This window comes from Arthrobacter sp. P1_D4, assembly GCF_056406115.1.
Genome location: NZ_JBFUAU010000002.1, coordinates 161066 through 182562, shown reverse-complemented (window position 1 = coordinate 182562; position 21497 = coordinate 161066). Strand labels below are relative to the sequence as shown.

The 21497-nt window shown below is 66.5% G+C and carries 23 protein-coding genes and 1 pseudogene; 11 read left to right on the top strand and 13 right to left on the bottom strand.

Annotated elements, in window-relative coordinates:
- Window positions 1–131: 131 nt before the first annotated feature.
- From AC1D0A_RS01775 to ribA, 5 genes and pseudogenes are all read right to left on the bottom strand, one after another.
- Window positions 132–638, bottom strand: a complete 507-nt coding sequence (locus AC1D0A_RS01775; protein WP_476945064.1) for a universal stress protein — start codon at window positions 636–638, stop codon at window positions 132–134.
- Between the two features lie 124 nt (window positions 639–762).
- Window positions 763–1620 carry an SDR family oxidoreductase gene (locus tag AC1D0A_RS01770; protein WP_476945063.1) on the bottom strand — a complete coding sequence of 286 codons (858 nt, stop codon included), beginning with the start codon at window positions 1618–1620 and terminating at the stop codon, window positions 763–765.
- Window positions 1621–1737: 117 nt separating this feature from the next.
- Window positions 1738–2535, bottom strand: a complete 798-nt coding sequence (locus tag AC1D0A_RS01765; protein WP_028276744.1) for a dioxygenase family protein — start codon at window positions 2533–2535, stop codon at window positions 1738–1740.
- Window positions 2536–2578: 43 nt separating this feature from the next.
- Window positions 2579–3367, bottom strand: coding sequence for an acyl-CoA dehydrogenase family protein (locus AC1D0A_RS01760; protein WP_476944396.1), 789 nt, complete (start codon window positions 3365–3367; stop codon window positions 2579–2581).
- A gap of 260 nt (window positions 3368–3627) precedes the next feature.
- A pseudogene (gene ribA / locus AC1D0A_RS01755) lies at window positions 3628–4233 on the bottom strand (GTP cyclohydrolase II RibA); the annotation flags it as partial.
- 225 nt (window positions 4234–4458) lie between these two features.
- Between ribA and AC1D0A_RS01750 the strand changes: the two are divergent.
- Both AC1D0A_RS01750 and AC1D0A_RS01745 read left to right on the top strand, forming a co-directional pair.
- Window positions 4459–4797: a YnfA family protein gene (locus AC1D0A_RS01750; protein ID WP_028276742.1), complete on the top strand. Its 339-nt coding sequence runs from the start codon at window positions 4459–4461 to the stop codon at window positions 4795–4797.
- Between the two features lie 32 nt (window positions 4798–4829).
- Window positions 4830–5234 carry a type II toxin-antitoxin system VapC family toxin gene (locus tag AC1D0A_RS01745; protein WP_476945062.1) on the top strand — a complete coding sequence of 135 codons (405 nt, stop codon included), beginning with the start codon at window positions 4830–4832 and terminating at the stop codon, window positions 5232–5234.
- 12 nt (window positions 5235–5246) lie between these two features.
- On the opposite strand, the gene AC1D0A_RS01740 is transcribed toward AC1D0A_RS01745, so the two are convergent.
- Entirely contained in the window at window positions 5247–6662 is a 1416-nt protein-coding gene (locus AC1D0A_RS01740) for an aminotransferase-like domain-containing protein (RefSeq protein WP_476945061.1), read from the bottom strand.
- Between AC1D0A_RS01740 and AC1D0A_RS01735 the strand changes: the two genes are divergently transcribed.
- Both AC1D0A_RS01735 and AC1D0A_RS01730 read left to right on the top strand, forming a co-directional pair.
- Window positions 6661–7677 (top strand): DMT family transporter, encoded by a 1017-nt coding sequence (locus AC1D0A_RS01735; protein ID WP_476945060.1) that lies wholly within the window; start codon window positions 6661–6663, stop codon window positions 7675–7677. The two genes, AC1D0A_RS01740 and AC1D0A_RS01735, sit on opposite strands and share 2 nt — an antisense overlap.
- A gap of 68 nt (window positions 7678–7745) precedes the next feature.
- Window positions 7746–8291 carry an FMN-binding negative transcriptional regulator gene (locus AC1D0A_RS01730; RefSeq protein ID WP_476945059.1) on the top strand — a complete coding sequence of 182 codons (546 nt, stop codon included), beginning with the start codon at window positions 7746–7748 and terminating at the stop codon, window positions 8289–8291.
- An 18-nt stretch (window positions 8292–8309) separates the two neighbouring features.
- Here AC1D0A_RS01730 and AC1D0A_RS01725 read toward each other — a convergent pair whose 3' ends face one another.
- The 6 genes from AC1D0A_RS01725 to AC1D0A_RS01700 all read right to left on the bottom strand — a co-directional run bounded on the left by AC1D0A_RS01725 (window position 8310) and on the right by AC1D0A_RS01700 (window position 13634).
- A complete protein-coding gene (locus AC1D0A_RS01725) occupies window positions 8310–8594 on the bottom strand; it encodes a hypothetical protein (RefSeq protein WP_243177847.1) in 285 nt (94 codons plus the stop codon).
- 142 nt (window positions 8595–8736) lie between these two features.
- A complete protein-coding gene (locus AC1D0A_RS01720) occupies window positions 8737–9459 on the bottom strand; it encodes an SDR family NAD(P)-dependent oxidoreductase (RefSeq protein ID WP_476945058.1) in 723 nt (240 codons plus the stop codon).
- Window positions 9460–9479: 20 nt separating this feature from the next.
- On the bottom strand, window positions 9480–10247 hold the full coding sequence (locus AC1D0A_RS01715) for an SDR family NAD(P)-dependent oxidoreductase (RefSeq protein WP_243177849.1): 768 nt from the start codon (window positions 10245–10247) through the stop codon (window positions 9480–9482).
- A complete protein-coding gene (locus tag AC1D0A_RS01710) occupies window positions 10237–11625 on the bottom strand; it encodes an MFS transporter (protein ID WP_243177850.1) in 1389 nt (462 codons plus the stop codon). The genes AC1D0A_RS01715 and AC1D0A_RS01710 overlap by 11 nt, the downstream gene beginning before the upstream one ends.
- The gene (locus tag AC1D0A_RS01705) at window positions 11625–12512 is read right to left on the bottom strand and encodes a polysaccharide deacetylase family protein (RefSeq protein WP_277523964.1); all 888 of its coding nucleotides are present in this window, start codon (window positions 12510–12512) and stop codon (window positions 11625–11627) included. The genes AC1D0A_RS01710 and AC1D0A_RS01705 overlap by 1 nt, the downstream gene beginning before the upstream one ends.
- A gap of 102 nt (window positions 12513–12614) precedes the next feature.
- Window positions 12615–13634 carry an asparaginase gene (locus AC1D0A_RS01700; protein ID WP_476945057.1) on the bottom strand — a complete coding sequence of 340 codons (1020 nt, stop codon included), beginning with the start codon at window positions 13632–13634 and terminating at the stop codon, window positions 12615–12617.
- Window positions 13635–13921: 287 nt separating this feature from the next.
- Here AC1D0A_RS01700 and AC1D0A_RS01695 point away from each other — a divergent pair, with 287 nt between their 5' ends.
- Window positions 13922–14962, top strand: coding sequence for a LacI family DNA-binding transcriptional regulator (locus tag AC1D0A_RS01695; RefSeq protein ID WP_476945056.1), 1041 nt, complete (start codon window positions 13922–13924; stop codon window positions 14960–14962).
- A gap of 213 nt (window positions 14963–15175) precedes the next feature.
- Here AC1D0A_RS01695 and AC1D0A_RS01690 read toward each other — a convergent pair whose 3' ends face one another.
- A complete protein-coding gene (locus AC1D0A_RS01690; RefSeq protein ID WP_243177854.1) occupies window positions 15176–16621 on the bottom strand; it encodes a PucR family transcriptional regulator in 1446 nt (481 codons plus the stop codon).
- Window positions 16622–16739: 118 nt separating this feature from the next.
- On the opposite strand from AC1D0A_RS01690, the gene pxpA reads away from it, so the two are divergent.
- The 6 genes from pxpA (at window position 16740) to AC1D0A_RS01660 (ending at window position 21495) form a co-directional block, all read left to right on the top strand.
- Complete coding sequence (gene pxpA / locus AC1D0A_RS01685) at window positions 16740–17507, top strand: 5-oxoprolinase subunit PxpA (protein ID WP_476945055.1); 768 nt, start codon at window positions 16740–16742, stop codon at window positions 17505–17507.
- Window positions 17508–17543: 36 nt separating this feature from the next.
- Window positions 17544–17783: an acetyl-CoA carboxylase gene (locus tag AC1D0A_RS01680; protein ID WP_243177856.1), complete on the top strand. Its 240-nt coding sequence runs from the start codon at window positions 17544–17546 to the stop codon at window positions 17781–17783.
- 2 nt (window positions 17784–17785) lie between these two features.
- Complete coding sequence (locus tag AC1D0A_RS01675; protein ID WP_476945054.1) at window positions 17786–19138, top strand: acetyl-CoA carboxylase biotin carboxylase subunit; 1353 nt, start codon at window positions 17786–17788, stop codon at window positions 19136–19138.
- Complete coding sequence (locus AC1D0A_RS01670) at window positions 19135–20043, top strand: 5-oxoprolinase subunit B family protein (RefSeq protein WP_243177858.1); 909 nt, start codon at window positions 19135–19137, stop codon at window positions 20041–20043. Before AC1D0A_RS01675 ends, AC1D0A_RS01670 begins: the two co-directional genes overlap by 4 nt.
- Entirely contained in the window at window positions 20033–21019 is a 987-nt protein-coding gene (locus tag AC1D0A_RS01665; protein ID WP_243177859.1) for a 5-oxoprolinase subunit C family protein, read from the top strand. Before AC1D0A_RS01670 ends, AC1D0A_RS01665 begins: the two co-directional genes overlap by 11 nt.
- Window positions 21020–21210: 191 nt before the next feature.
- Window positions 21211–21495, top strand: coding sequence for a hypothetical protein (locus AC1D0A_RS01660; protein WP_243177860.1), 285 nt, complete (start codon window positions 21211–21213; stop codon window positions 21493–21495).
- Window positions 21496–21497: the final 2 nt, after the last annotated feature.

Here is a 21497-nt window from a genome sequence, read left to right as displayed (position 1 = left end):
TATGGCCGCGGCGGCCCGGGGCCGTCACCCGGAACGGATGAACCCGCCCCGCCGGCCTCAGGTTTGTTGGCGCGGTGCTGGCCCGCTGTTGGCCCGCCGTCGGTGGACGGAACGCACGGCCGGCGCGTGCGTCACTGACCCGCGTGCGGAACGACCAGTACTGGCCTGCCCTGCAGACGGGTCAGGGAAACGCTGACCGAGCCCTCCAGGAGCCGGCCCATCTGGGCAATCCGCCCAGGCCGCTGCCCGCCGACAATCAGCGCAGCCGCGTCCGCGCTCTGCGCCAGCCGGTCCAGGGCGTGGGCAACTTCGCCGTTCAGCACCCGGAAGGACCATGCCCCGCCGGGAGGACCGAGAATGCCCTCAAGGCAGCTGAGCAGCTGTGAGGCCGGGTATTCGGCTTCGGCATTCGGGGCAGGATCAAGTGAGGTGCCATCCAGGACTCCGGCGGGCTCCCACTCGGTGAGGTAGCTCGCCGGGTCCACGAACGCGCAAATCAGGTGCACTCCCATGATCGCGGCGAGCCCGGCGGCGGCCCGTACCAGGCGCTCGTCGAATTCCCACGGCACACCGAGAACCAGCGGGCCGTCCGACCATTCACCGGCCCCGGCCTGCTGAAAATCACCGGGAGTTTCCATGGGTCCTGTCAGTCGAGGCGCGCACCCGCAGGGTGTCTATGCCCTGCGGGCGCAGCGGGAATCCACGCCTTCATTATGCCCACTCCCGGCCTCCCGGTCTCGCTGCCTCCTTGGGCAGTGCGGATTAGCTCGCGGCCGCCGACGTCAGAGCCTGCAACAGCGGCGTCGTCGGCCGACCGATCAGCCGGGACAGCTCGCCAGTGACGGTGGCCAGCAGGCCCGCCTCGGTGTCCGCGTCCAGGGCGGCGAGGAATCCCGCGGTGCCCGCGTCGAGGCCGGCCGCGGTCAGGACCTCAACCAGTTCCGGGGCGGAGACGGGCTGGTAGACAACTTCCCGGCCCGTGATCCGGGTGATCGCCGTCGCCAGTTCCTTGAAGTCCCAGGCGTAGTCGCCGGAGAGTTCGTACGTGCGGCCCTCGTGCCCGGTGGAGCTGAGCACCGCCGCGGCCGCCGCGGCGTAGTCAGCCCGCGTCGCGCTGGCCACCCGGCCGTCACCGGCAGCGGCCACGACGGCGCCCGTCTGCTTGGCCGTTGCCACGGTCTGGGCGTAGTTTTCGGTGTACCAGCCGTTGCGCAGGATGGTGTTGTCGAGTCCCGACGCGCGGATGAGCTCCTCTGTTGCCTTGTGCTCGGGCGCCAGGATCAGTTCGGTGGTGTCCGCGGCCAGGACGGATGTGTAGGCGATGAACCCGACGCCGGCGGCCCTGGCCGCGTCGATGACGTTGCCGTGCTGCGCCACCCGGGAACCCACCTCGCTTCCGGAGACCAGCAGGAGCCTGTCAACTCCCGTGAGCGCGGCCTCGAGAGCCGCGGGATCGGAGTAGTCCGCGACGCGCACCTGGACGCCACGTGCACCCAGCTCCGCGGCTTTCGCGGCGTCGCGCACGATGGCCACCAGCGAATCCGGTTCCTGGCTGGTGAGCAGGTCATCGAGGACCAGTCTGCCCAGCTGTCCTGTCGCACCCGTTACTGCAATCGTCATGTTGCACTCCTCATCAGTGGTCAAGCCACGTCACGTTCTGGTTCGCCGGCGATCCGGCGCTGGCGGGCATAACCGGACCCTGGTCCGGTTCATTCCCCGTGTTACGTTGTGCGACTGCTACGTCAGGGTCCACGACCGCTTGGACAACCCGAACCAGAACCCGTCGATTGCTGTCCTGGCCTGGATGTCTCCCGAGCCGTACGCAGCCCCGAGGGCAACATAGAGCGGAGCCCAGTGCTCGCTGCGGGGGTGCGCTTCCCGGGCGGCGGGCGCCTTGTTCAGGAAGTCGAGGATGGAGTCGACATCGCCGCGGGCCATGGCCTCCTCGGCCCAGTGGTCGAATTCGCTGGAGGCCGCGGGAGGGGCGGAGTCCGGTCCCCCGGCGGGATTGAACCAGCGCAGGTTGTGCGTCGTGAATCCCGATCCGACAATCAGCGTGCCCCGCTCCCGCAAGGGCCCCAGCGACATGCCGAGGTCGAACAACCCCTGCGGATCAAGCGTCGGCATGGACATCTGCACGACCGGCACGTCGGCGTCGGGGTACATCTCCTTCAGCGGAACGTAGGCGCCATGGTCCAGCCCGCGGCTTTCATCGCGCTCCACGTGGTGGCCGTGGCCGGCGACGAGCTTCTCGACTTCGGCAGCCAACTCGGGTGCCTGCGGGGCGTCATAGGCCACCTCGTAGTACTTCTGCGGGAAGCCGCCGAAGTCGTAGACCAGGCCCGGATCCCGCCCGGTTGCACTGAGCGTCACGGGGGCGTTTTCCCAGTGGGCGGAGACCATGAGGATGTCCCGGGGCTTGCCGAAGGTGCCGGACCAGTCGTGGAGTTCGCGGGTCCACGTGGAGTCGTCGGCCAGCGGCGGTGCGCCATGGCTGAGGAAGAGAACCGGGGGGCGGTCAGTGGTCTGAGTCATGGGATCATCCTAATTCATTTTGATTGAAGCTTCAAGCTTCCAACTAGAACGAGGGCACACTGAACCCAAGACCCAGGAGGCCCCGGCCCGCCTGCTCGAGAACCGGATCCCTCGTCAGCGCCGCATGGTTCATCAGGACATTGACGTCGCGCTGGATCCGCTGGAGCGGATGCGACAGCCGGTGCACACTCCCGCCGGATCCCAGCATGATCACCCGAACCGCCTCGGCCGACGCCTCGCCGCTCAGGGCGAGGGACAGCCGGTACTGCCCGCGGTCCGGCTCCGTCGTGGTCGAAGGCCCGCGCGCATGGGCGGCAGAGACCACCCGGACCGCCTCCTGCCAGTGCAGCCGCGCGGTGGCCTCCAGCCCGAAGGCGTGCGCATACCGGACTTGCGCGAGCAGGGAGTCCGCCTGGCGGTTCTCCACGGCGTGCTTGACCTTCCGGACCATGATCAGCTCGCGGAACAGGTCGAGCGCGTATTCGGCAGACCCCAGGGCAGCGGCCGGGGCCACCATGTTCAGCAGCGCGCCCATGGGGGTGTGGATCAGCGGATCCGCATGGAGCAGGCTCCCCGGATTGGTTTCCGCGCCCAGGAGTTCCCAGTCCAGAGTCCGATGCTCCGGGACGAACAGGTCCCCCGCCCGAATGTCGTTGCTCCCGGTACCCCGCAGGCCGGCCGTCTGCCACACGTCGAGGAGCTCGACGTCGGCCAGCGGCACCAGGCACTGCAGGCGCACGTCGCCGTGCTGCGCGGCGAGCAGCGCCCACCGGGCATGCATGACCCCGGAGGCAAAGGTCCACCGGCCCGAGATGGAGTAGCCTCCGGGCACTTTCGGAGCTCCTCGGTTTCCGCGGCCCGCTCGCGCAGGCCGGGCACGAGCCCCTGGACCCGGGCGAGCATGTCGTCATGGGTCGGGACGGCCGCCGCCCCGGCCCGGGACGCAGCCCCGACGTCGCCAGGGGCAGCGCCGGGGGCACCGCCAGGGGCAGCGCCGGGCGCACCGGCGACGGGTCCGGCGTCGGACGGGAGCACGAGCGTGTGGCCGGTATGGTCGCGTTTTGCGGCCAGGTACCGAAGATTGGCCGCCGAGGCATGGACGCCGGTGGCGACCTGCCCGGACACTTCGAGGCCGAGGCCGGTCAGCTGGGCTGCATTGTCCGGGTTGTTGCTGAGCAGCCGCAGCGTGCTGGCACTCATTGCCTCCAGCATCTGGGCCGCCGCCGTGTAGTCCCGCTCGTCTTCGCCGTGGCCCAGGGCCAGATTCGCGGCGTAGGTGTCAAGGCCGCCATCCTGCAGTGCGTAGGCGTCAAGCTTCGAATACAGGCCGATGCCGCGGCCTTCCTGGCGGAGGTAGAGCAGGAAGCCTCCCTCGGCGGCAATCCGCTCCACGGCCTCCCGCAGCTGCGGGCCACAATTGCACCTCTGGCTCCCGAATACGTCCCCGGTAAGGCACTCGCTGTGCAGCCGCACCAGCGGTCCGGCACCGCCTTGCGCCGCGCCCTGCAGTGCAGCCTCCCACTCGCCGAGGGCCAGCAGCAGGTGCTCCTTGCCGTCGGTGAGCCCGCTGAAACTCAGCACGTCGGCAACGGCTTCGAACCCGTCGGGGAAGCGCAGCGGCACGACGACGCGGCTGCGCACGGCGGCCGAAGGTGCTGCGGCCCTCGGCGTTGCAGTGGCTTCTGGCGCAAGGGTCATCTCGGGTCCTCAGGTATGGGGCAACAGGTGCTGACGTCGGCGGGGGCGGAGCCGTCAAGCCAGTCGGCTTCGAGCGGCACAGCCTTTCCGGCCAAGTTTACTTGAACCTTAAAGTTATAGGCCCGGGTGGCCGGTGATGCAAGCGATGACCCCGCATGACGGCCGGGCGGGCGCGTCGGCGCGCACCGGCCCGGATAGGCAACCAGCCGGTGCCATCATGAGGGCGTGACTATCCCGAAAACCATCCTGTTGTTCGTCCTCGCCGCCGTTGCCGAAATAGGTGGGGCCTGGCTCGTCTGGCAGTCCGTCCGTGAGGGCCGGGCCTGGTGGTGGGCCGGGCTGGGTGTCGTGGCGCTGGGCATCTACGGCTTTGCCGCGACGTTGCAGCCGGACGCACACTTCGGGCGTATCCTCGCCGCGTACGGCGGCGTGTTCGTGGCCGGTTCACTGGCCTGGGGCATGATCTTCGACGGCTTCCGGCCCGACCGGTGGGACGTCCTGGGTTCGGTGATCTGCCTGTTCGGGGTCGCCGTCATCATGTTCGCGCCCCGCGAGGCGGGATGACCGCCGCTGTACCCAGGAAGGATCCAGTAACCATGACCCGATTCGTGATTGGCCCGGACGTTGCCCTTCATCTTGCCCTCGAAAGGCCGGCGGTTTCAGACGATCACCAGCTGGTGGCGCCGACGCTCCTCCGCTCGCAGGTGCTCTCGCTCCTGTACCAGTCAGTCCGGCGCGGCGACGTGACGCGGGCCGATGCCAATCGTCAGCTCGACTACATCCGGGGCCTTCGCATCCGGCTCCTCGGCGACCGCGTCCTGCAACGCACCGCGTGGAGCCTCGCCGAGGAACTTGGCTTGGATGACACCCTCGACGCCGAATACGTGGCCCTGGCCCGGCTTCAGGCAGACGCCTTTGTGACGCTCAACGCCGGGCTCGCCCGCTCCGTGCAGGGCCTCGTGACGCTCACGGCACCTGAGGCGCTGCTCACGCCGGCGTAGCGCGGCGGCGGCCTACCGCCCGGCGGTGCGTTCGAGCACCTGGCCGAGGATCCGCGCACCTTCCCGGAAAGCGCCCGGATTGGGTCCGGCGAAGTTCAGCCGGATGAACGGTCCGGCCGGTTCGGCCGGGAACCACTCGGTACCGGCCGCGATGATGACCCCCGCGGCCTCGCAGTCCCCTACGAACTGGTCGACGTCGGTCCCGTCGGGAAGGCGGACCCAGAGGTTGAGCCCGCCCGTGGGCACGTGCTCCACGTGGGCCAGCGGGGCAAGTTCCCGCAGGCTGCTGAGCATGAGATCACGGCGGGACTGGAGCTGCAGCCGCAGTTCGCGCAGGTGTGTCTGCCATCCCGGCTGCGTGACGACGTCGAGGGCGGCCGCCTGGAGAACGCCGCTGACATACATGGACTCGGCGCCCCGGTCGGCCAGGATGCGATCACGTGCCGGGCCGCGGGCGATCACCGCGGCAATGCGTATGGCCGGGGACACGCTCTTGGTCAGCGAACGGAGATAAACGACATGGCCGGAATCGTCGAGGCTGGCAACGGGCACGGAATCCGTGGTGATGCCGAAATCATGGGCCCAGTCATCCTCCACCAGGAAAGCACCGTGTTCGCGCACCAAGTCGAGCACCTGCTCGCGCAGGCGGGCGGGCCATTGCGCCCCGGTGGGATTCGCATAGTTCGGCTGCGCGTAGAACAGCCGCGCGCCGGTCTCGTCAAAGGCGCGGGCCAGGTCCTCGGGGTCCGGGCCTTCGGGACCGCTGGGTACCGGAACAACCCGGACACCGGACTGCGCCGCGGCCTGGAGCGCCCCCCAGTATGTCGGGGATTCCACCAGCAGCGGCTGCCCGCTGCCGACCAGCGCCCGGAACACGGAACTGAGCCCGCACTGGCTCCCCGGGAGTACGATCACGTCGCGCGGCGTTGGCGGGGCGACGCCGGCCCCGGTAGCACCCCGGAGCTCGTGCGCGAACCAGGATTGCAGGTCGGGCAGGCCCGCGGCAGGCGGACGTGACAGGGCAGCCTCACCCCGGGCAGCCCGGGTCAGAGCTGCCCTGACCAGCCGCTCGGGCAGCAGTTCCCGGTCCGGATAGCCTGAATGGAAAGCGATGACGTCGTTTGAGGCGCTGCGCATCGCAGTGGAGACGGGGCGGAGCGGCGCCCGGGGCGATCCCAGCGCCGTCGTCTGCCAGCCGTAGTCCGCCGGCCGCGCTGTTCGAACGGCCCGCACGAACGTCCCGACGCCGGGGCGGCTCTCGATCAGGCCCTGCGCGGAGAGGGTCCGCAGGACCTTTTGCACGGTCACGGGGCTGGCCTGGTACTCGGCGACCAGGGAACGCGTGGAAGGCAGCCGGGCGCCCGGCGCGGCGGCCGCAATCCATTCCCGGAGCCGCGCCGCCATCCGCGTGGTGCTATCGTAAGACATGAAAGACAATAGTAGCGCTACTCAAGGAATCAAACAACCGTTATCGTCCCGGCCGGCAGCCGGACTGTGGTGGGGGTTCGTCGGCGTCGCCGCATTTTCCTTCACACTGCCGTTCACCCGGGTGGCGGTTGCGGGGTTGTCTCCGTTGTTCATCGGATCGGGCCGGGCTGTTGTTGCGACCGTTCTCGCCGCGTTCGCCCTCACTTTGACCCGGCAGCGCCTGCCCCGGGGCGCCCAGTGGGCGCGTATTGCGGTGGTCGCCGGCGGCGTGGTGGTCGGATTCCCGCTGCTGACCTCCTTCGCCCTCACCTCGGTTCCCGCCAGCCACGGCGCGGTTGTTATTGCGCTACTCCCCGCGGCGACCGCAACGATGGCGGTGATCCGCGGCCACGAACGGCCGCCCAGGTCTTTCTGGATGATCACCGGCGCGGGCGCAGTGGCGGCGATTGGTTTCGCCTCTGCGCAGTCCGGCGGCATCGGGCAACTGCAATTGGCCGACCTGCTGCTGTTCGGCGCCGTCCTCTCGGCGGCAATCGGCTACGCCGAAGGCGGCCTGATGGCCCGCGAACTCGGCTCGTGGCAGACCGTCTCCTGGGCCCTCGTTCTGTCCTCGCCGCTCATGGCCGGCATCGCGGCCTTTTCTATGGCCAGCCAGCCTCCCTCCGCTACTCCCGTGCAGTGGGCGGCCTTCGCATACCTGGGCGTCGTGAGCATGTTTTTCGGCTTCTTCGCCTGGTACCGCGGCCTGGCCATCGGACCCATGGCGCAGGTCAGCCAGATCCAACTCGTCCAGCCGGTCTTGAGCATCTGCTGGGCCGGGCTCATACTGGGCGAAGACTTGACCTGGGCGACCATCATCGGCGGCACGGCGGTCATCCTCTGCGCCGGCCTGGCCGTCCGCTCCCGGCCACGTGCGGCCAGGGCGGCGGGAAGCAATGCGGGCGTGCTGGACAGCCCCCAGGACAGCCCGGGGAACAACGCGAAGGACACCGTGACAGTGAAACAATCCGGCTGATCTGATCACACGCCCCGCCCCCGAAGCCGCCCAGCCCAGACCCGATCCGCAATCCGAATGGAAGTTCCGTGTACATCCCCGCACATTTCGCCGCCGGCCCCGATGCAGTCCGGCATCTGCTCACGCGACCGTCCGCGGCCAACCTGGTCACCGCAACCGCGAAGGGCATGCTTGCCACGCTGCTGCCCTTCGTCTTCGACCCCTCGGCCGGTGAGCACGGTGCCCTGCACGCGCATCTGGCCCGCAACAACCCCCAATGGTCTGAACCCGCCCTCGGCGAATCGCTCGCCATTATCCAGGGCGCGGACGCCTACATCTCGCCGCGGTGGTATGCGTCCAAGGCGGAGCACGGACGCGTGGTTCCCACTTGGAACTACTCCACGGCCCACGTGTACGGCACCCTGGTCATCCACGACGATCCCGCCTGGCTCGCCAGCCATGTGAGGCGGCTGAGCAACCACAACGAGGCCGGCTCCGAGCAGCCCTGGACTGTCGAGGATGCCCCGGAGCGCTACATTGCCGGCCAGTTGCGCGCGATCGTCGGCGTCGAGCTTCTCATCACGAGGATCGAGGCGAAGCACAAACTCAGCCAGGCGCTACGGGGATCCCCGTAGCGCCTGACCTGTGGCGTGTCACGTGTCCGTTTCCGTAGCGGAATCCTGTGCCATCTCGTGGCCGAGGTTCATCACCCGGCGCGCCAACTCCCCCGGGTCCGGTTCCCCGGCCCCCAGCGCCCCCGTGCCCAGTTCACCGGCTCCCGGTTCACCCGCTCCCAGGTCCCCGGCGGCACGCAGATCCTGCCGCTGCAGCCCCGGCCTGCCCAGCAGGACAGCCGACCACAGCGCCTGCACGGTTGATACGGCCACCGTGGCTCCCGTCGGCCCCGAGACCAGCCAGCCGCCGCTGGTCGCGGCCACTTTCGGGGCTCCTGGCCAGGATTGGCTGGCACCATTAATCGTTTGGGCGACAATCAGGTGCTGCCGCAGCGTTCTGATCGAACCCAGGACAGGATCGCTCACCACATTTCGTCCACAGGCACCGCACATATAGGTCTCCCTCCTAGGGCATGACGTCGCCGGAATTGGGTCCGAGTGTCTGCCCCACGTACAAGTTGCCGCCGGGATCGCTGGCCAAAAGCAGCGCCGTTGGCGCCACCTCGTCCGCCAGCCCGAAGCGCAGCAGCGGCAGCCCGGCACGCTTCGCCGCTTTCCATTCCTCCGAGATGCCGTCAACCAAGGGCGTCTCGATGGGGCCCGGGGCAATGTTGTTGACCAGCACGTTGTCGGCGGCCGTTTCCAGGGCCAGGGCCTTGGTCAGCCCCACGACTCCGGCTTTGGCGGCGCTGTAGTGGCTGAGCCCGGTGCCGCCCTTGATAGCCAGCTGGGAGGCGATGTTGATAATCCGGCCCCACTTCTGCTGCCGCATCTCCCCCACCACCTCCCGGCAGCAGAGGAAGACACCGGTCAGGTCCACGGCAATCGTCTCGTTCCACATGGCAAGCGTCATGTCTTCCAACGGCGATTCCGTCAGCAGGCCGGCGCTGTTCACGAGAATGTCGATGCTTCCGAGCTGGGAGCGTGCGGCGGCAAAGGCCGCCTTCACGCTCGCCTCGTCTGAGACGTCGACGGCGATGCTTCCCGCCGCGCCCGACCGGTCCAGGACGGCGACTCTGTCGCCGTTGGCGGTGAAGGCCTCGGCGATGGCCTTGCCGATGCCGCTGGCTCCGCCGGTGACCACAACGGCGCGGCCCTCCGTTTTCCGGGAGGCGTCAGGGTTGTTCATTCTTGTCCTTCCGAGGCTTTTCAGGCACGCATCTTGATGGTGAGGCCGCCGTCAACAATCAGGGACTGGCCCGTGACGTAGACAGCGTCATCGGAGGTCAGGAAGCCGATCACGCTGGCAACCTCCTGGGGACGTCCGACCCGGCCCCAGGGGATTTCCAAACCGGCGCGCTGCAGGCCCTCGGGCCCGAGGGAATTCACCGGATCCAGGGACTGGGGAGTTTCGATCAGTCCGGGGATAACGGCGTTGGCGCGGATGCCGCGCGGCCCCAACTCGGCGGCCACACTGCGGATCAGGCCGAGCACGCCGGCCTTGGCGGCTGCGTAGTGGGCATGTTCCTCCCAGCCGTAGACGCCGCCGGCAATGGAGGATACGGCAACCATCGCTCCGCCGTTGGTCATCTTCGCGGACCCGGCGCGCAAGGTCCGCAACACGCCGGTAAGGTCGACGTCGAGCATGTCGTGCCAGCGCTGATCGGTCATCTCCTCCAGCGGTGAGTTGCGCAGGATTCCGGCGTTGGCCACGGCGTAGTCCAGGCGGCCGTACTCGTCGACGGCGCGTTCGGCGAAGGCATCGACAGACGGGGTACTGCGGACGTCCACTTCGTGGATGACCCCCTGGCCGCCGGCGTCCTTCACCATCCGAAGGGTTTCCTCCGGGTCGTGCGGGTCGCCGGGAAAGGTTCCGATGACAGAATGCACGCCGCGGTGGGCGTAGTGGACCGCGAGGGCCCGTCCTATGCCGCTGGCCGCTCCGGTGATCGCGGCCACCCTGTTCTCAGGCGTCATGGGGGTGGTCCTCGAGCAGGGCTTCGACCGGCGGCTTCGCGGCGATCATCAGCAGGCCGGAGAAAAGGGTTCCGGCCGCGCCGACCCACAAGGCTGCAGCACCGGTTCCTACGCTGGCGGCCGCTAGCGTGAACAGGAAACCACCGAGAATCGTGCCGGGCTGGCTCATTGCGCCGATAAAGGCTGTGCCGGTGGCACGGCAGCTGACGGGGTAGCACTCCGCCATGAAGTACTGGATCGCGGCGTACGGTCCGACCAGGAAGAACAGTCCGGCGCCGTAGGTGACGATGATCATGAAGGGGTCCGTGGCAAGGGGGCTGAGCATGATGGCGAAGGAGATGCCGGAGATAATCCAGCCTCCGATGATGGTCCGCTTGCGGCCGATCTTGTCACCGAGCCACCCATGGAAGACATAGCCGAAGTACGCCAGCCCGTTGATGACGATCAGCATCCAGAAGGCGTCAGAAAGTTCCACACCCTTGGCGTTCTTCAGAACAGAACTGCCGAGAATGCTGAAAATAAGGATGCCGAAGAAGTTGAAGATCCAGGCCAGCGACAGGACGATCGTATTCCGGCGCAGGTGCGGCTCCCAGATGCGCTTGAGCGGGGCTGCGGAGGAGTGCTCGACGCCGAAGGCGTGGGCCAGGGAATGGGCTTCCTCGGTCTTGCCGCTCTTCTCGAGTTGGGTCAGTTTGTGGTGCAGTTCGAACTGCGGCGTCTCCTTCAGCTTCTTGGCGATGACCCACACGATGATCGCGGCCGGAACGGTCGCCATCAGGTATAGGGCACGCCAGCCGAGGGACGGGAGGAAGACGAGGGCGAGGGCGCTGGCAAGCAGGAAGCCCAGCGGCCAGCCACCCTGGATGAAGGAGTAGTGGAAGCCGGGGCGCTTGCGCTTATCCGCGACTTCGGTGACCTGGTAGACCTCGTTCATGTAGGTGGCGTTGACGGCCTGCTCCGAGAACCCGAGCCCGCCGAAGGAACGGACCAGCACCAGCAGGCCGTTGCTGAGGAACGGGATCCCGGTCGGAATCAGGGCCGTCAGGCCAGAGACAATGGCGGTCCCGCCGATCGTGGTCATCATGCCCTTGCGGCGGCCGAGCCGGTCAATGACCGGGCCGATTCCGAAGCAGACGATCGCGGTGCCGACGGCGATCCAGGTGTTGATTGCGTACGCTTCGGTGGCGGTCCAGCCGAACTCCTGCTGCATGGCCGGCAGGAGGGTGCCGAAAAGTCCGAAGTCGAATACGGCGACCGTCCAGGCACAGAGCGCCAAGACGGTGGCGACGGTTGTGTGGTGCTTGGAGAAAACCGGGAAGCGGCGTTTTTCGTCCGGTCCGGGTTGTGTCAGATCGACGGCGGGCTGCTGGATGGTCATTACTGGTTTTCCTTTCGGGGGCTGCGTGCGAGGAAGGAGTCCGCTATCTGGTCGAACTTCAGCCAGCTGACGCCTTCGTGGGAATTGATGTGTTCGATGAGGCGCTCAAGCATGAGCAGCACTTGGGGGCGGCCCGAGACATCCGGATGGATGGTCATGGTGAAGACGGCCTGATCCATTTCCCGGTACACCCAGTCGAACTGGTCGCGCCACATTTGTTCGATGTCCCGGGGACTGACGAATCCGTGGGAGTTCGGGGCCGCTTTGATGAACATCATGGGAGGCAGGTCGTCCAGGTACCAGTTGGCCGGGATCTCGACGAGGTCGGTTTCCGTGCCCCTGACCAGCGGCTCCATCCAGGTTTCGGCAGCCTTGGTGTAGTCGATCTTCTTCCAGCTGTCGCCGACCCGGACGTAGTAGGGCTCGAAGTCCTTGTGCATCAGGGAGTGGTCGTATTTGATCCCGCGTTCGAGCAGGATCTCGTTGGTGACCGGGGAAAATTCCCACCAGGGAGCAACGTAGCCCGTGGGCCGTCGGCCGGAGACTTTCTCGATGAGTTCGATTGACCGGTCCAGGATGGCCGTCTCCTGCTCGCGGGTCATGGCGATGGGGTTTTCATGCGAGTACCCGTGCACGCCGATTTCGTGCCCGGCGTCGACGATCATCCGCGTCAGGTCCGGGAAGGTCTCGATCGAGTGGCCCGGCACGAACCAGGTGGCGGGCAGGCTGTACTTCTCGAAAAGCCGGATGAGGCGCGGGCCGCCGACCTCGCCGCTGAACAAGCCGCGGGAGATATCGCAGGGCGAGTCCTCGCCCCCGTAGGAGCCGAGCATTCCGGCAACTGCGTCCACGTCCACGCCGAACGCGACTTGGATGTCCTTAGTCATGAGATCAACCTTTCACTGCGCTTTTGTTGAGGTTTGGCTTCTTGTTGAGGTTTGTCTTTGGGCTGTGGTTTGTTGGTGAGGCCTGGCTTTGGGCGGGATGAACTAGTCTGGGAGCGTGCCCCGCAGGGCGAAGGTCTCCGCGATCCCGGCTGCGGGAGTGCCGAGCCTGAGCAGAAGGCTCAGCAGGACCAGCGACTGGGATGGCCTGAGCAGCCCGGCGGGGATGGCCCCGGCAGCGCGCAGATCCTCGCCGCCGCCGTCGCCGTATCGAGGCACTACGGCACCGGCTTCCACGCGGGTGCTCGTCACCACCACGACGCCGGCCGCGGTGGCGTCGGCGACTTCCTGGCACAGCACGCGGTTTGCGTTGCCCGTTCCCGTCCCTTGGAGCACGATCCCTGCGGCCCCGGCCTGCCGAGCGGCCCGCAGGAGGGTGGCGTCAGCTCCGGGGTGGGCAGCAACGAGGTCCACGCGCGGCGAACCGGCGTCCGCGCCCGGCAGGGGCAACGGGGAAGATCCGGGCCGTACCGCCTGGATTTCGACCTCGCCAGAGTCGGACACCGATCCCACGATTCCGAAGTCCGGGTTGGCGAAGGCGTCGAGGCTGGTCGTGTGGCGCTTGCGGACGCCGGCCGCAGGGAAGATAGTCCCGGCAAACGCCAGCAGCACACCGGTTCCCCGCGCCCGCGGAGAACCGGCGACGGCGATCGCGCGGGACAGATTGCCAGGACCGTCAGGGGAGTCGGCGTCGGCAGCCTGCTGCGCTCCGGTGAATACCACCGGGCGGGGATCATCGTGGGTGAGGTCAACGAGATAGGCCGTTTCCTCCATCGTGTCCGTCCCGTGGGTGACCACGACGCCCAGAACCTGCGGATCGGCCAATACTTCCCGGATCGTGGCGCAGATGGCGATCATGTCGTCGACTGTCAGCAGGTACGAGCCTTTCCGGAAAACGTCGATCACGCGGACCGGATGGGCCGCTGGCACTCCCATGCTGGCAAACACCTGCTCCCCCGTGTCGGATGCCACCGCGGCTCCGCCGGCCTCGGACGCGCGCGAAGAAATCGTTCCTCCCGTGGCCAGCAGGACCACGTGGGGGCCAACTAAATCTGTGACGGTCATGTCCACTCCGTTTGTTCTGCAACTGTTTCCGAGTGCTTACCCAATCGATTGGGTTGTTGGCTAAAAGTTATCCCTGCCATGTTTCCTGCAGATGCTCCCGGAAGTTTCAGGGGGGTAAATACTTCGCCGCCGGCTCCCGGGATTCCGTCTACCCAATCGATTGGGTACGCCGTTTGATTGACTATAGAATGTGAGGTGCGACACGTCAAGAGTGCCTGGACCAAAGATCCGGGCATTATCAGGCACCCTTGGTGATGACGACCTTTTGAGCTGAGGCAGGGGACTGAATGGAAGAGAGCACGGCCGGTGGCCGCACCATCACGCTGAAGGATCTCGCGAGCGAGCTCGGCATCCACCCCTCGACCGTATCCAGGATCCTGCACTCGGGCTCCGAGGTGGCGCGCGGGGCAGCCTCCGTAGCTACCGCCGAACGCGTGCGTGAGCTCGCTCGGAAGCGCGGCTACTCCCCCGACCCGCAGGCCGCCGGCCTGCGGACGCGGCGCACGCATCTCATGGGCGTGATAGTTCCCCGGCTTTCGGACCTCGTTCTGGCGATTATGTACGAGGGGATCGACGAAGCCGCGGCGGAGCTCGGCTATTCCACGTTTGTCATGAACTCGCGCGATGAGCCCGAGGAGCAGCGCCGCAAAACGGAGTCCATGCTGGCCCGACGCGTGGACGGGCTGATCATCGGCGATGCACACTTGGACAGCGGCCTGTTGCGGGAGCTCGCCTCCCGGAAAGTGCCGTTCGTGCTCATGAACCGGCACGTCCCGGGCTTCCCGTCGGCCACCTGCGACGACGTCCTTGGCGGCGAGCTTGTGGCCGACCACCTGTGGGGCATGGGGCACCGGGACGTCGCCGTGATCGCCGGCGAGCCCTATGCCAGCACGGCCGTCGACCGGACGGCCGGTTTCGTGGACCGCTGGCGTGCGCTGGGCGGGAAGATTCCCCCTGACGCCGTTGTGTGGTCCCGATTCGATACCGGCGGAGGACGGGAAGCGGCCGAGACCATCCTGGCTCACGGCAACTCCCACCCGACTGCACTGTTCGCCGTCAACGACTTCGCGGCCATCGGCGCCATGGGAGCCCTGCGTTCCCATGGCCTCGGCGTCGGCCGCGACGTGGCGGTGGTTGGCTTCAATGACACCTCGCTGGCCGCGGAACTGCCCATCCCGCTCTCTTCAGTCCGCTCGCCCATGCTGGATATCGGGCGGACTGCGGTACAGCTCCTTAAGGGCGTCCTGGACGGCCGGGAGGTCGAATCCATCAGACTGAAGCCGGTACTGTGCGTGCGGGAAAGCAGCGCCTTCAGGACCCCGGTGTGACACTGCAAGTGAATCCTCCAGTCAGTCGAATCAGCGGGTGGAAGCGGGAGGCCATACGGGCCCGCGCCGTCCGCCAATCAATAGCCCAACCGTGGGGCTCCAAACCCATGAGTTGAGGAGCCCATGAGTTGAGATTAGTGATCCGTCTCACAGTGTCACATTGGCATTACTCCCAAGATTGAGACTGCTTTTCGTGCAAGCTGCACATTCGCCTTAGCGGGCGGACGCAACAATCCCGAGAGCGAGCATGCACGTGGCGCGGACTTCGCCATCGGACAGATCCAGTTTCAGCAGCTCCTCGATTTTCCGCAGCCGGTAGCTGAGCGTATTCCGATGAATAAAGAGCTCGTCGCAGATCTTCGCGGAGTTCCCGCTGTGGCGCAGGTACGCGTCGAAGGTCTCCCGCAGCGAACTGCCGCCGTCGGAGGCCAAGGGAGCCAGCAGCCGCTGGCACATTGCCACCAGCCCCGGGCTGGGCAATCCCTGCACAATGCCGGCGAGATCGGCCGTTGGCGCCTGGTGCACGCCGGGCTGTCCCAGGTGACGGCGGGCAAGCTGAAGCGCGAGCGGCAGTTCACTGAGGCCCGCGGATTCCGAGACAATAACGGATAGTTCCGGGACGTCCGTAAAGAACGCCCGGGCGGCATCCAGCAGGTCGGCCTGCGCGTGCCCCTGCTGCAGCAAGAGAGTCGTGAGCCCTGCTTCTTCCATGAACCTCACCGTGCCGAACCCGGCCTGAAGTCCCACCCGGGCGCGCCATGCGATGGCGCGCAACTTTGCGGGGGCCACCTCTTCTGAGGTGCCGATGAGCACCGCACCCCAGTCCGTGTCAGGATCGAACCCGGATTCGAGGGCGTAGCGGCGCAGCGGCACGGACGGCTCGCCGCGGTCTTCATATAGGGCTTCCATAAAGCGTGCGGCTTCCCGGGAATGCAGGGGCGAATGGGAACCGAGGGTATAGCTAAGTTGCATAGCGATGACGGCGGCCACGGGGCCCAGGATGGGCTGCAGCACAATGTTGCTCCCGATCCCCTCGATGGCAAGCCTGAACTGCTCGGATTCACCGCTGGGCAGGCGCAGCGCGGTCCGCGCGGTCCCTCCGTGAGCCGCGCCCGCCGAGACGAGTTCGAAGGCATTCTGGTCGATCACGGCCACCCTCGCATTAATGGCGTCCGCCACCCTCGCCAGCACCTCCGCCAAGGAATGTCCGTCGGCCGCCAACCGGGTGCATTGGTCCGCCAGTTCCCACCCCTTCCGCAACTCCTCATAGCGCTCGGCAGCGATGACCCGCTCCACGTGCCGCATGACCAGCACAAAGGGCACCTGCGGCGCGAGCTCCAACAATGGCAGGCCGTGCACCTCGCAGGCACGGAGCAGGCCGGCCGGCAGCTCGCTGTGGGCCGCGCCCAAGCCGAACGCCAGACCGGAGACGGGGACGGAAACCAGCCGTTCCACGTAGGCGTCCCAGGTCCGGAAGTCCTTGACGTTCAGGCCCATGCCGTTGGTCAGCACCAAGGCGTTCACGCTAAGGAAGGGCGTGGGGTCCATGTGTTCGGTGGGGGCGCACCAAGTGATGGGCCGGGCCAGGCGGCCTTCGCCGCCGGCAACACGGAGTCGGATGTTGAGATCGGCGTTGTCGGCTAAGTCTGAAATTCGCACGGGCCCTCCAACTATGGCGGGACGCCCCGCCGGACAGTGCAACAACCATAAGTCATGCCTGCAGATTCAGCGACCTGCACAATATCGGGCGCGTGAATTGCTGAGTAGCGTTGCATTCATGCAAACCAATGTGACCCCCGACACCTCTCCCGAGGCCTCTCCCCACACTTCAGGGCGGGTGCTCTTGAACTCCGATTTGGGCGAAGGCCTCGGCCTTCACGAGTACGGCAATGACGAAGAACTCATGCGCATCATCGACGTCGCCAACGTGGCCTGTGGGTATCATGCCGGCGATCCCGACGTCATGGAACGGACCGTGGCGTTGGCTGCAGAGCACGGCGTGGCAGTCGGAGCGCACCCCGGCCTGCCGGACTTTGTGGGGTTTGGACGCCGCCGAATGGTGCTCACCCCGGCGGAGGTAGAGTCGATCATCCTGTACCAGACCGGGGCCCTGACAGCGTTCCTCGCAAAGCACGGGCTGAAACTGAACCACATCAAGCCGCACGGCGCCCTCTACGGCATGCTGGCCGGCGACGAGGAACTAATGCAAGCCGCGGCCGGCACAGCCTTGCAGTTCGGCGTTCCGTTTTTCGGGCTCGCAGGGACCGCCCACGAAAGCGTGTGCCGGGCCATGGGGGTGGACTTCGTGCCCGAACTCTATGTTGACCTCAACTACGGCCCGGGCGGTGAGCTGCTGATCCAGCGCCGCCCGGCGCCCACCGATCCCGACGCCGCGGCCGAGCGTGTCAGCAGGGCGCTGGCGGGCAAGCCAGTCCTCGCTGTTGACGGCACCGAACTGGACATCCAGTTCCAAAGCATCTGCGTCCACTCCGACGCACCCAATTCTGTCGCAGTGGCCACAGCAGTGCGTGCGGTCCTTGGCTGAACCGATCTATCCAAACCACCTGAAAGAGAGCATCCCGTGGCAACCATCATTTCCCCGCTCCCCGGCGTCTTCTACCGCAAGCCCGGCCCCGGCAAGCCGCCTTTCGCCAATGAAGGCGACGCCATCGAGGTCGGACAGACCCTCGGCATTATCGAAATCATGAAACAGTTCACCGAAATCCAGTCCGATGTGGCCGGCACCCTGGAGTCGTTTGAGGTCAACGAGGGCGACATGGTCAACCCAGGCGACGCAATCGTCGTCGTCCGGGAAGGATAGCCATGAAGAAACTGCTCATCGCCAACCGCGGCGAGATCGCCGTGCGCATTGCCCGGACCGCCCGTGAAATGGGCATCGAAACATTCGTGGTTGCCAGCGAAGCCGACGTCGAGTCCTTGGCTGCCCGGTCCGCTGACCACGTCGTCGTGGTGGGTCCGGCGCCTGCCACCGCCAGCTACCTGAACCAGGACGCCATCGTCGCCGCGGCCGTGGACAACGCCTGCGATGCCGTCCATCCGGGCTACGGGTTCCTCTCCGAGAATGCGGCCTTCGCCCGGAAGGTCGCTGATGCTGGCCTGATCTGGGTGGGGCCGCGTGCGGACGCCATCGCGATGATGGGCAATAAGTCCTTGGCGAGGGAATCGGCCCGGAAGGCTGGCGTCCCCGTGCTCCGTGGCTCGGACGGCCCCCTCGATCCGGCGGCCGACGCCGTAGAAATCGCCCGCGGCATCGGCTACCCGCTCATGATTAAGGCCTCCGCCGGCGGCGGCGGCCGGGGCATCCGCTTTGTGCACAGCGAAGGCAAGCTTCTGGAATCCATTGAGCAGACGCGCGGCGAAGCGGCTGCTGTCTTCGGCGATCCCACCGTTTACCTGGAACGCTTTGTGCAGCATGCCCGTCACGTGGAGGTACAGGTCCTCTGCGATGGAACAAACTTCATCCATCTCGGCGACCGCGACTGCTCCATGCAGCGGCGCTCCCAGAAGGTCATTGAAGAAGCACCGGCGCCGGACCTCCCCGACCACGTCCGCCAGAGGATCTGGGATTCCTCCGTGGAACTCGCCCGCGAGTGCGGCTACAGCGGCGCCGGAACGGTGGAATTCCTCTATGACCCGGTCAACCATGAAGCGGCGTTCATCGAAATGAACACCCGCATCCAGGTTGAGCACCCGATTACGGAGCAAATCACGGGCGTCGATCTGATCCGCGAACAACTGCAGATCGCGTTCACCGGGGCGATGTCCCTCCGCCAGGACGACATCGCATTCAATGGCCACGCCATCGAATGCCGCGTCAATGCGGAGGACCCCGACCACCACTTCTTCCCCAGCCCTGGCCTCATCACCGCCATGGACTGGCCCGCGGGCGCAGGCATCAGGGTAGACACCGGGGTGGAGGCCGGTTCCACGGTCACTCCGTACTACGACTCCCTGCTGGCCAAGCTGATTGTGCATGCGGACACGCGCGAAGCGGCCATTGAGGCGATGCTGTCGGCCCTGGATGAAACCCACATCGAAGGGGTCAAGACCACCATCCCGGTGCACAAGAAACTGCTGAGCCGGCCCGAATTCGTAGCCGTCACCCACCACTCCAAATTCCTTGAAACCGTCCCCGATCTGATGGAGGCACAATGAGCAGCAGCCCGGAACCCGCCGTGATGGAGGCCCGCTACACCTGGGGCGGAGACGAATTCCTGTTCGTTGAGGTCGCGGAGTCCATGAGCCTGGCGGCCAACTTCAGGGTGATGTCGATAGCAGCGAAACTTTCGGCCATGCAGCTGCCCGGCATCGTGGACGTCTGTCCCGCCAACGCCTCGCTGCTGGTGAGGTTCGATCCCGATGTCCTGCCGCCGTCGACCCTGGAAGAGACCGTCCGGGCCATTGAAGGGGATCTGGCGCACCATCACGACCATTCGCTGGAAACCCGGATCGTCGAGGTCCCGGTCTGGTACGAAGACCCGTTCACGGCGGAGGTGGCGGAGCGATTCCGCGAAGGATTCCATCAGGAGCCCGGCGGCACCGACATTGACTACGCAGCCAAGGTCAACAACCTCAAGGATGCCGCCGAATTCATCCAGCGCCACCATGAGCAACCGTGGCTTGTCTCCATGGTTGGCTTCGTCGCCGGCCTGCCGTTCCTCTTCCAACTGGTGGAGCGGGAGAAACAACTCGAAGTGCCCAAGTATTTGAGTCCCCGCACCGACACCCCCAAACTGACCGTGGGCCACGGCGGCTGCTTCGGCTGCATTTACTCCGTGCGGGGTGCCGGCGGCTACCAGATGTTCGGGGTCGCTGCCGCCCCCATCTTCGATCCGGCCCAGTCCCTGGCCGATTTCAAGGACTTCATGGTGTTCTTCAAGCCGGGCGACATCGTGAAGTTCAAGCCCGTCACCGAGGCCGAATACAACACCATCCAGTCTGAGATCTCCGCCGGAACGTTCCACTACCGGCAGGTGCCCGTGACATTTGATCTGTCCAGGGCGCTGGCGAACCCCGCAGGCTACAACCAGGAACTCATGGAGGCCCTCAATGGCGTTTGACATCAGGAACCCCGGGCTGGCCACCACGGTCCAGGACCAGGGACGCACCGGCCACTACAACGTCGGCATCCCGCAGAGCGGTTCCCTGGACCAATACTCTGCCGAACTCGGCAATGCCCTGGTGGGCAACACTGCCAAGGAAGCCGTCCTGGAATGCACTTACCTGGGCCCTGTACTGTCCACCGACCAGGATGCCCTTATCGCCGTCACTGGGGCACCGGTTGAAGTCAAGGTCAACGGCGAAGCCCGGCCCCAGTGGGCCCGGCTGCAGCTGAAGGCTGGCGACGAACTCAGCTTCGGCGTCATCCAGGGCGGCACGCGGTATTACATCGCGGTCCGGGGCGGCATCGATGTCCCCTCCGTGCTCGGGAGCCGGTCCACCTACAGTCTGGGCGCAATCGGCGGATTCCACGGCCGCAAGCTGGAGGCCGGCGACCAGGTTCCAGTCGGTAGCCCGCTGGACGGCGGAGCCGTGCCCGACGCCGATACTGTTCCGGAAGAATTCCGTCCCGCCTTCTCCAAGGAGCAGACGGTCAGGATCGTCCTGGGCCTCTATGACCACCGCCTCACCGACGAGGGACTGGACAACCTGCTCAACGGCGAGTGGAAGGTGACTCCGGTGGCGGACCGGATGGGATTGCGGTACTCGGGTCCCGGAGTGCAGTGGAAAGAGCGGGAACAGCCATTCGGCGCCGGTTCCGACCCGTCCAACATTGTTGATGCCGGATACGCTGTCGGGTCCATCCAGATTCCCGGCGGCACCCAACCGATCATCCTGCACCGCGATGCCGTCTCCGGTGGCGGTTACGCCATGGTGGGGACGGTCATCAGCGCCGACATGGATCTGGTGGCCCGGGCCGCCCCCGGCACATCCACCAGGTTCGTGGCAATCAGCCTGGACGAAGCCCTTGTGGCGCGCAAGGAACTCGCCGAGCTCAAGAGGAACGCCCGTGCGGCCATCGGCGCCGGCGGCTGAGCAGCGGCCGGCGGACTAGGGCGGATAGACCGGCACAGGAGCCTTGTGCTTCTGCGCCCGCGGGTCCTTACTGGTGGGAGGAGACCAGGCCGCCCGCCACCAGGGCGCGACATCGCAAGGATCCAGCTCCCGGTTCAACGGTTGGGGCGGCAGGCGATCCAACCGTCGAACCTGGAACTAGGAGGATGCACATGTTCGCTCGCGTCAGCACGTATCAGCCAAGCCCGGACAGCTCCGGGGCACCGTCGGAGGACACCGTCAACCGGGTGCTCCAGCTGCCGGGATGCCTGGGCATCTACTACCTGCTGGGGAAGGACAGCAAATCATTGTCAATCACGCTGTGGGCGGACGAGCAGGCCCTCGCCGGCAGCCAAGAGGCCGCAGCCAAGATCCGCACGGAGACCAGCGCAGAGCAGCACATGCAGATCCTGGGCGTGGAGGAATTCGAAGTGCTGACCAGGCAGCTCAAGGATTGAGC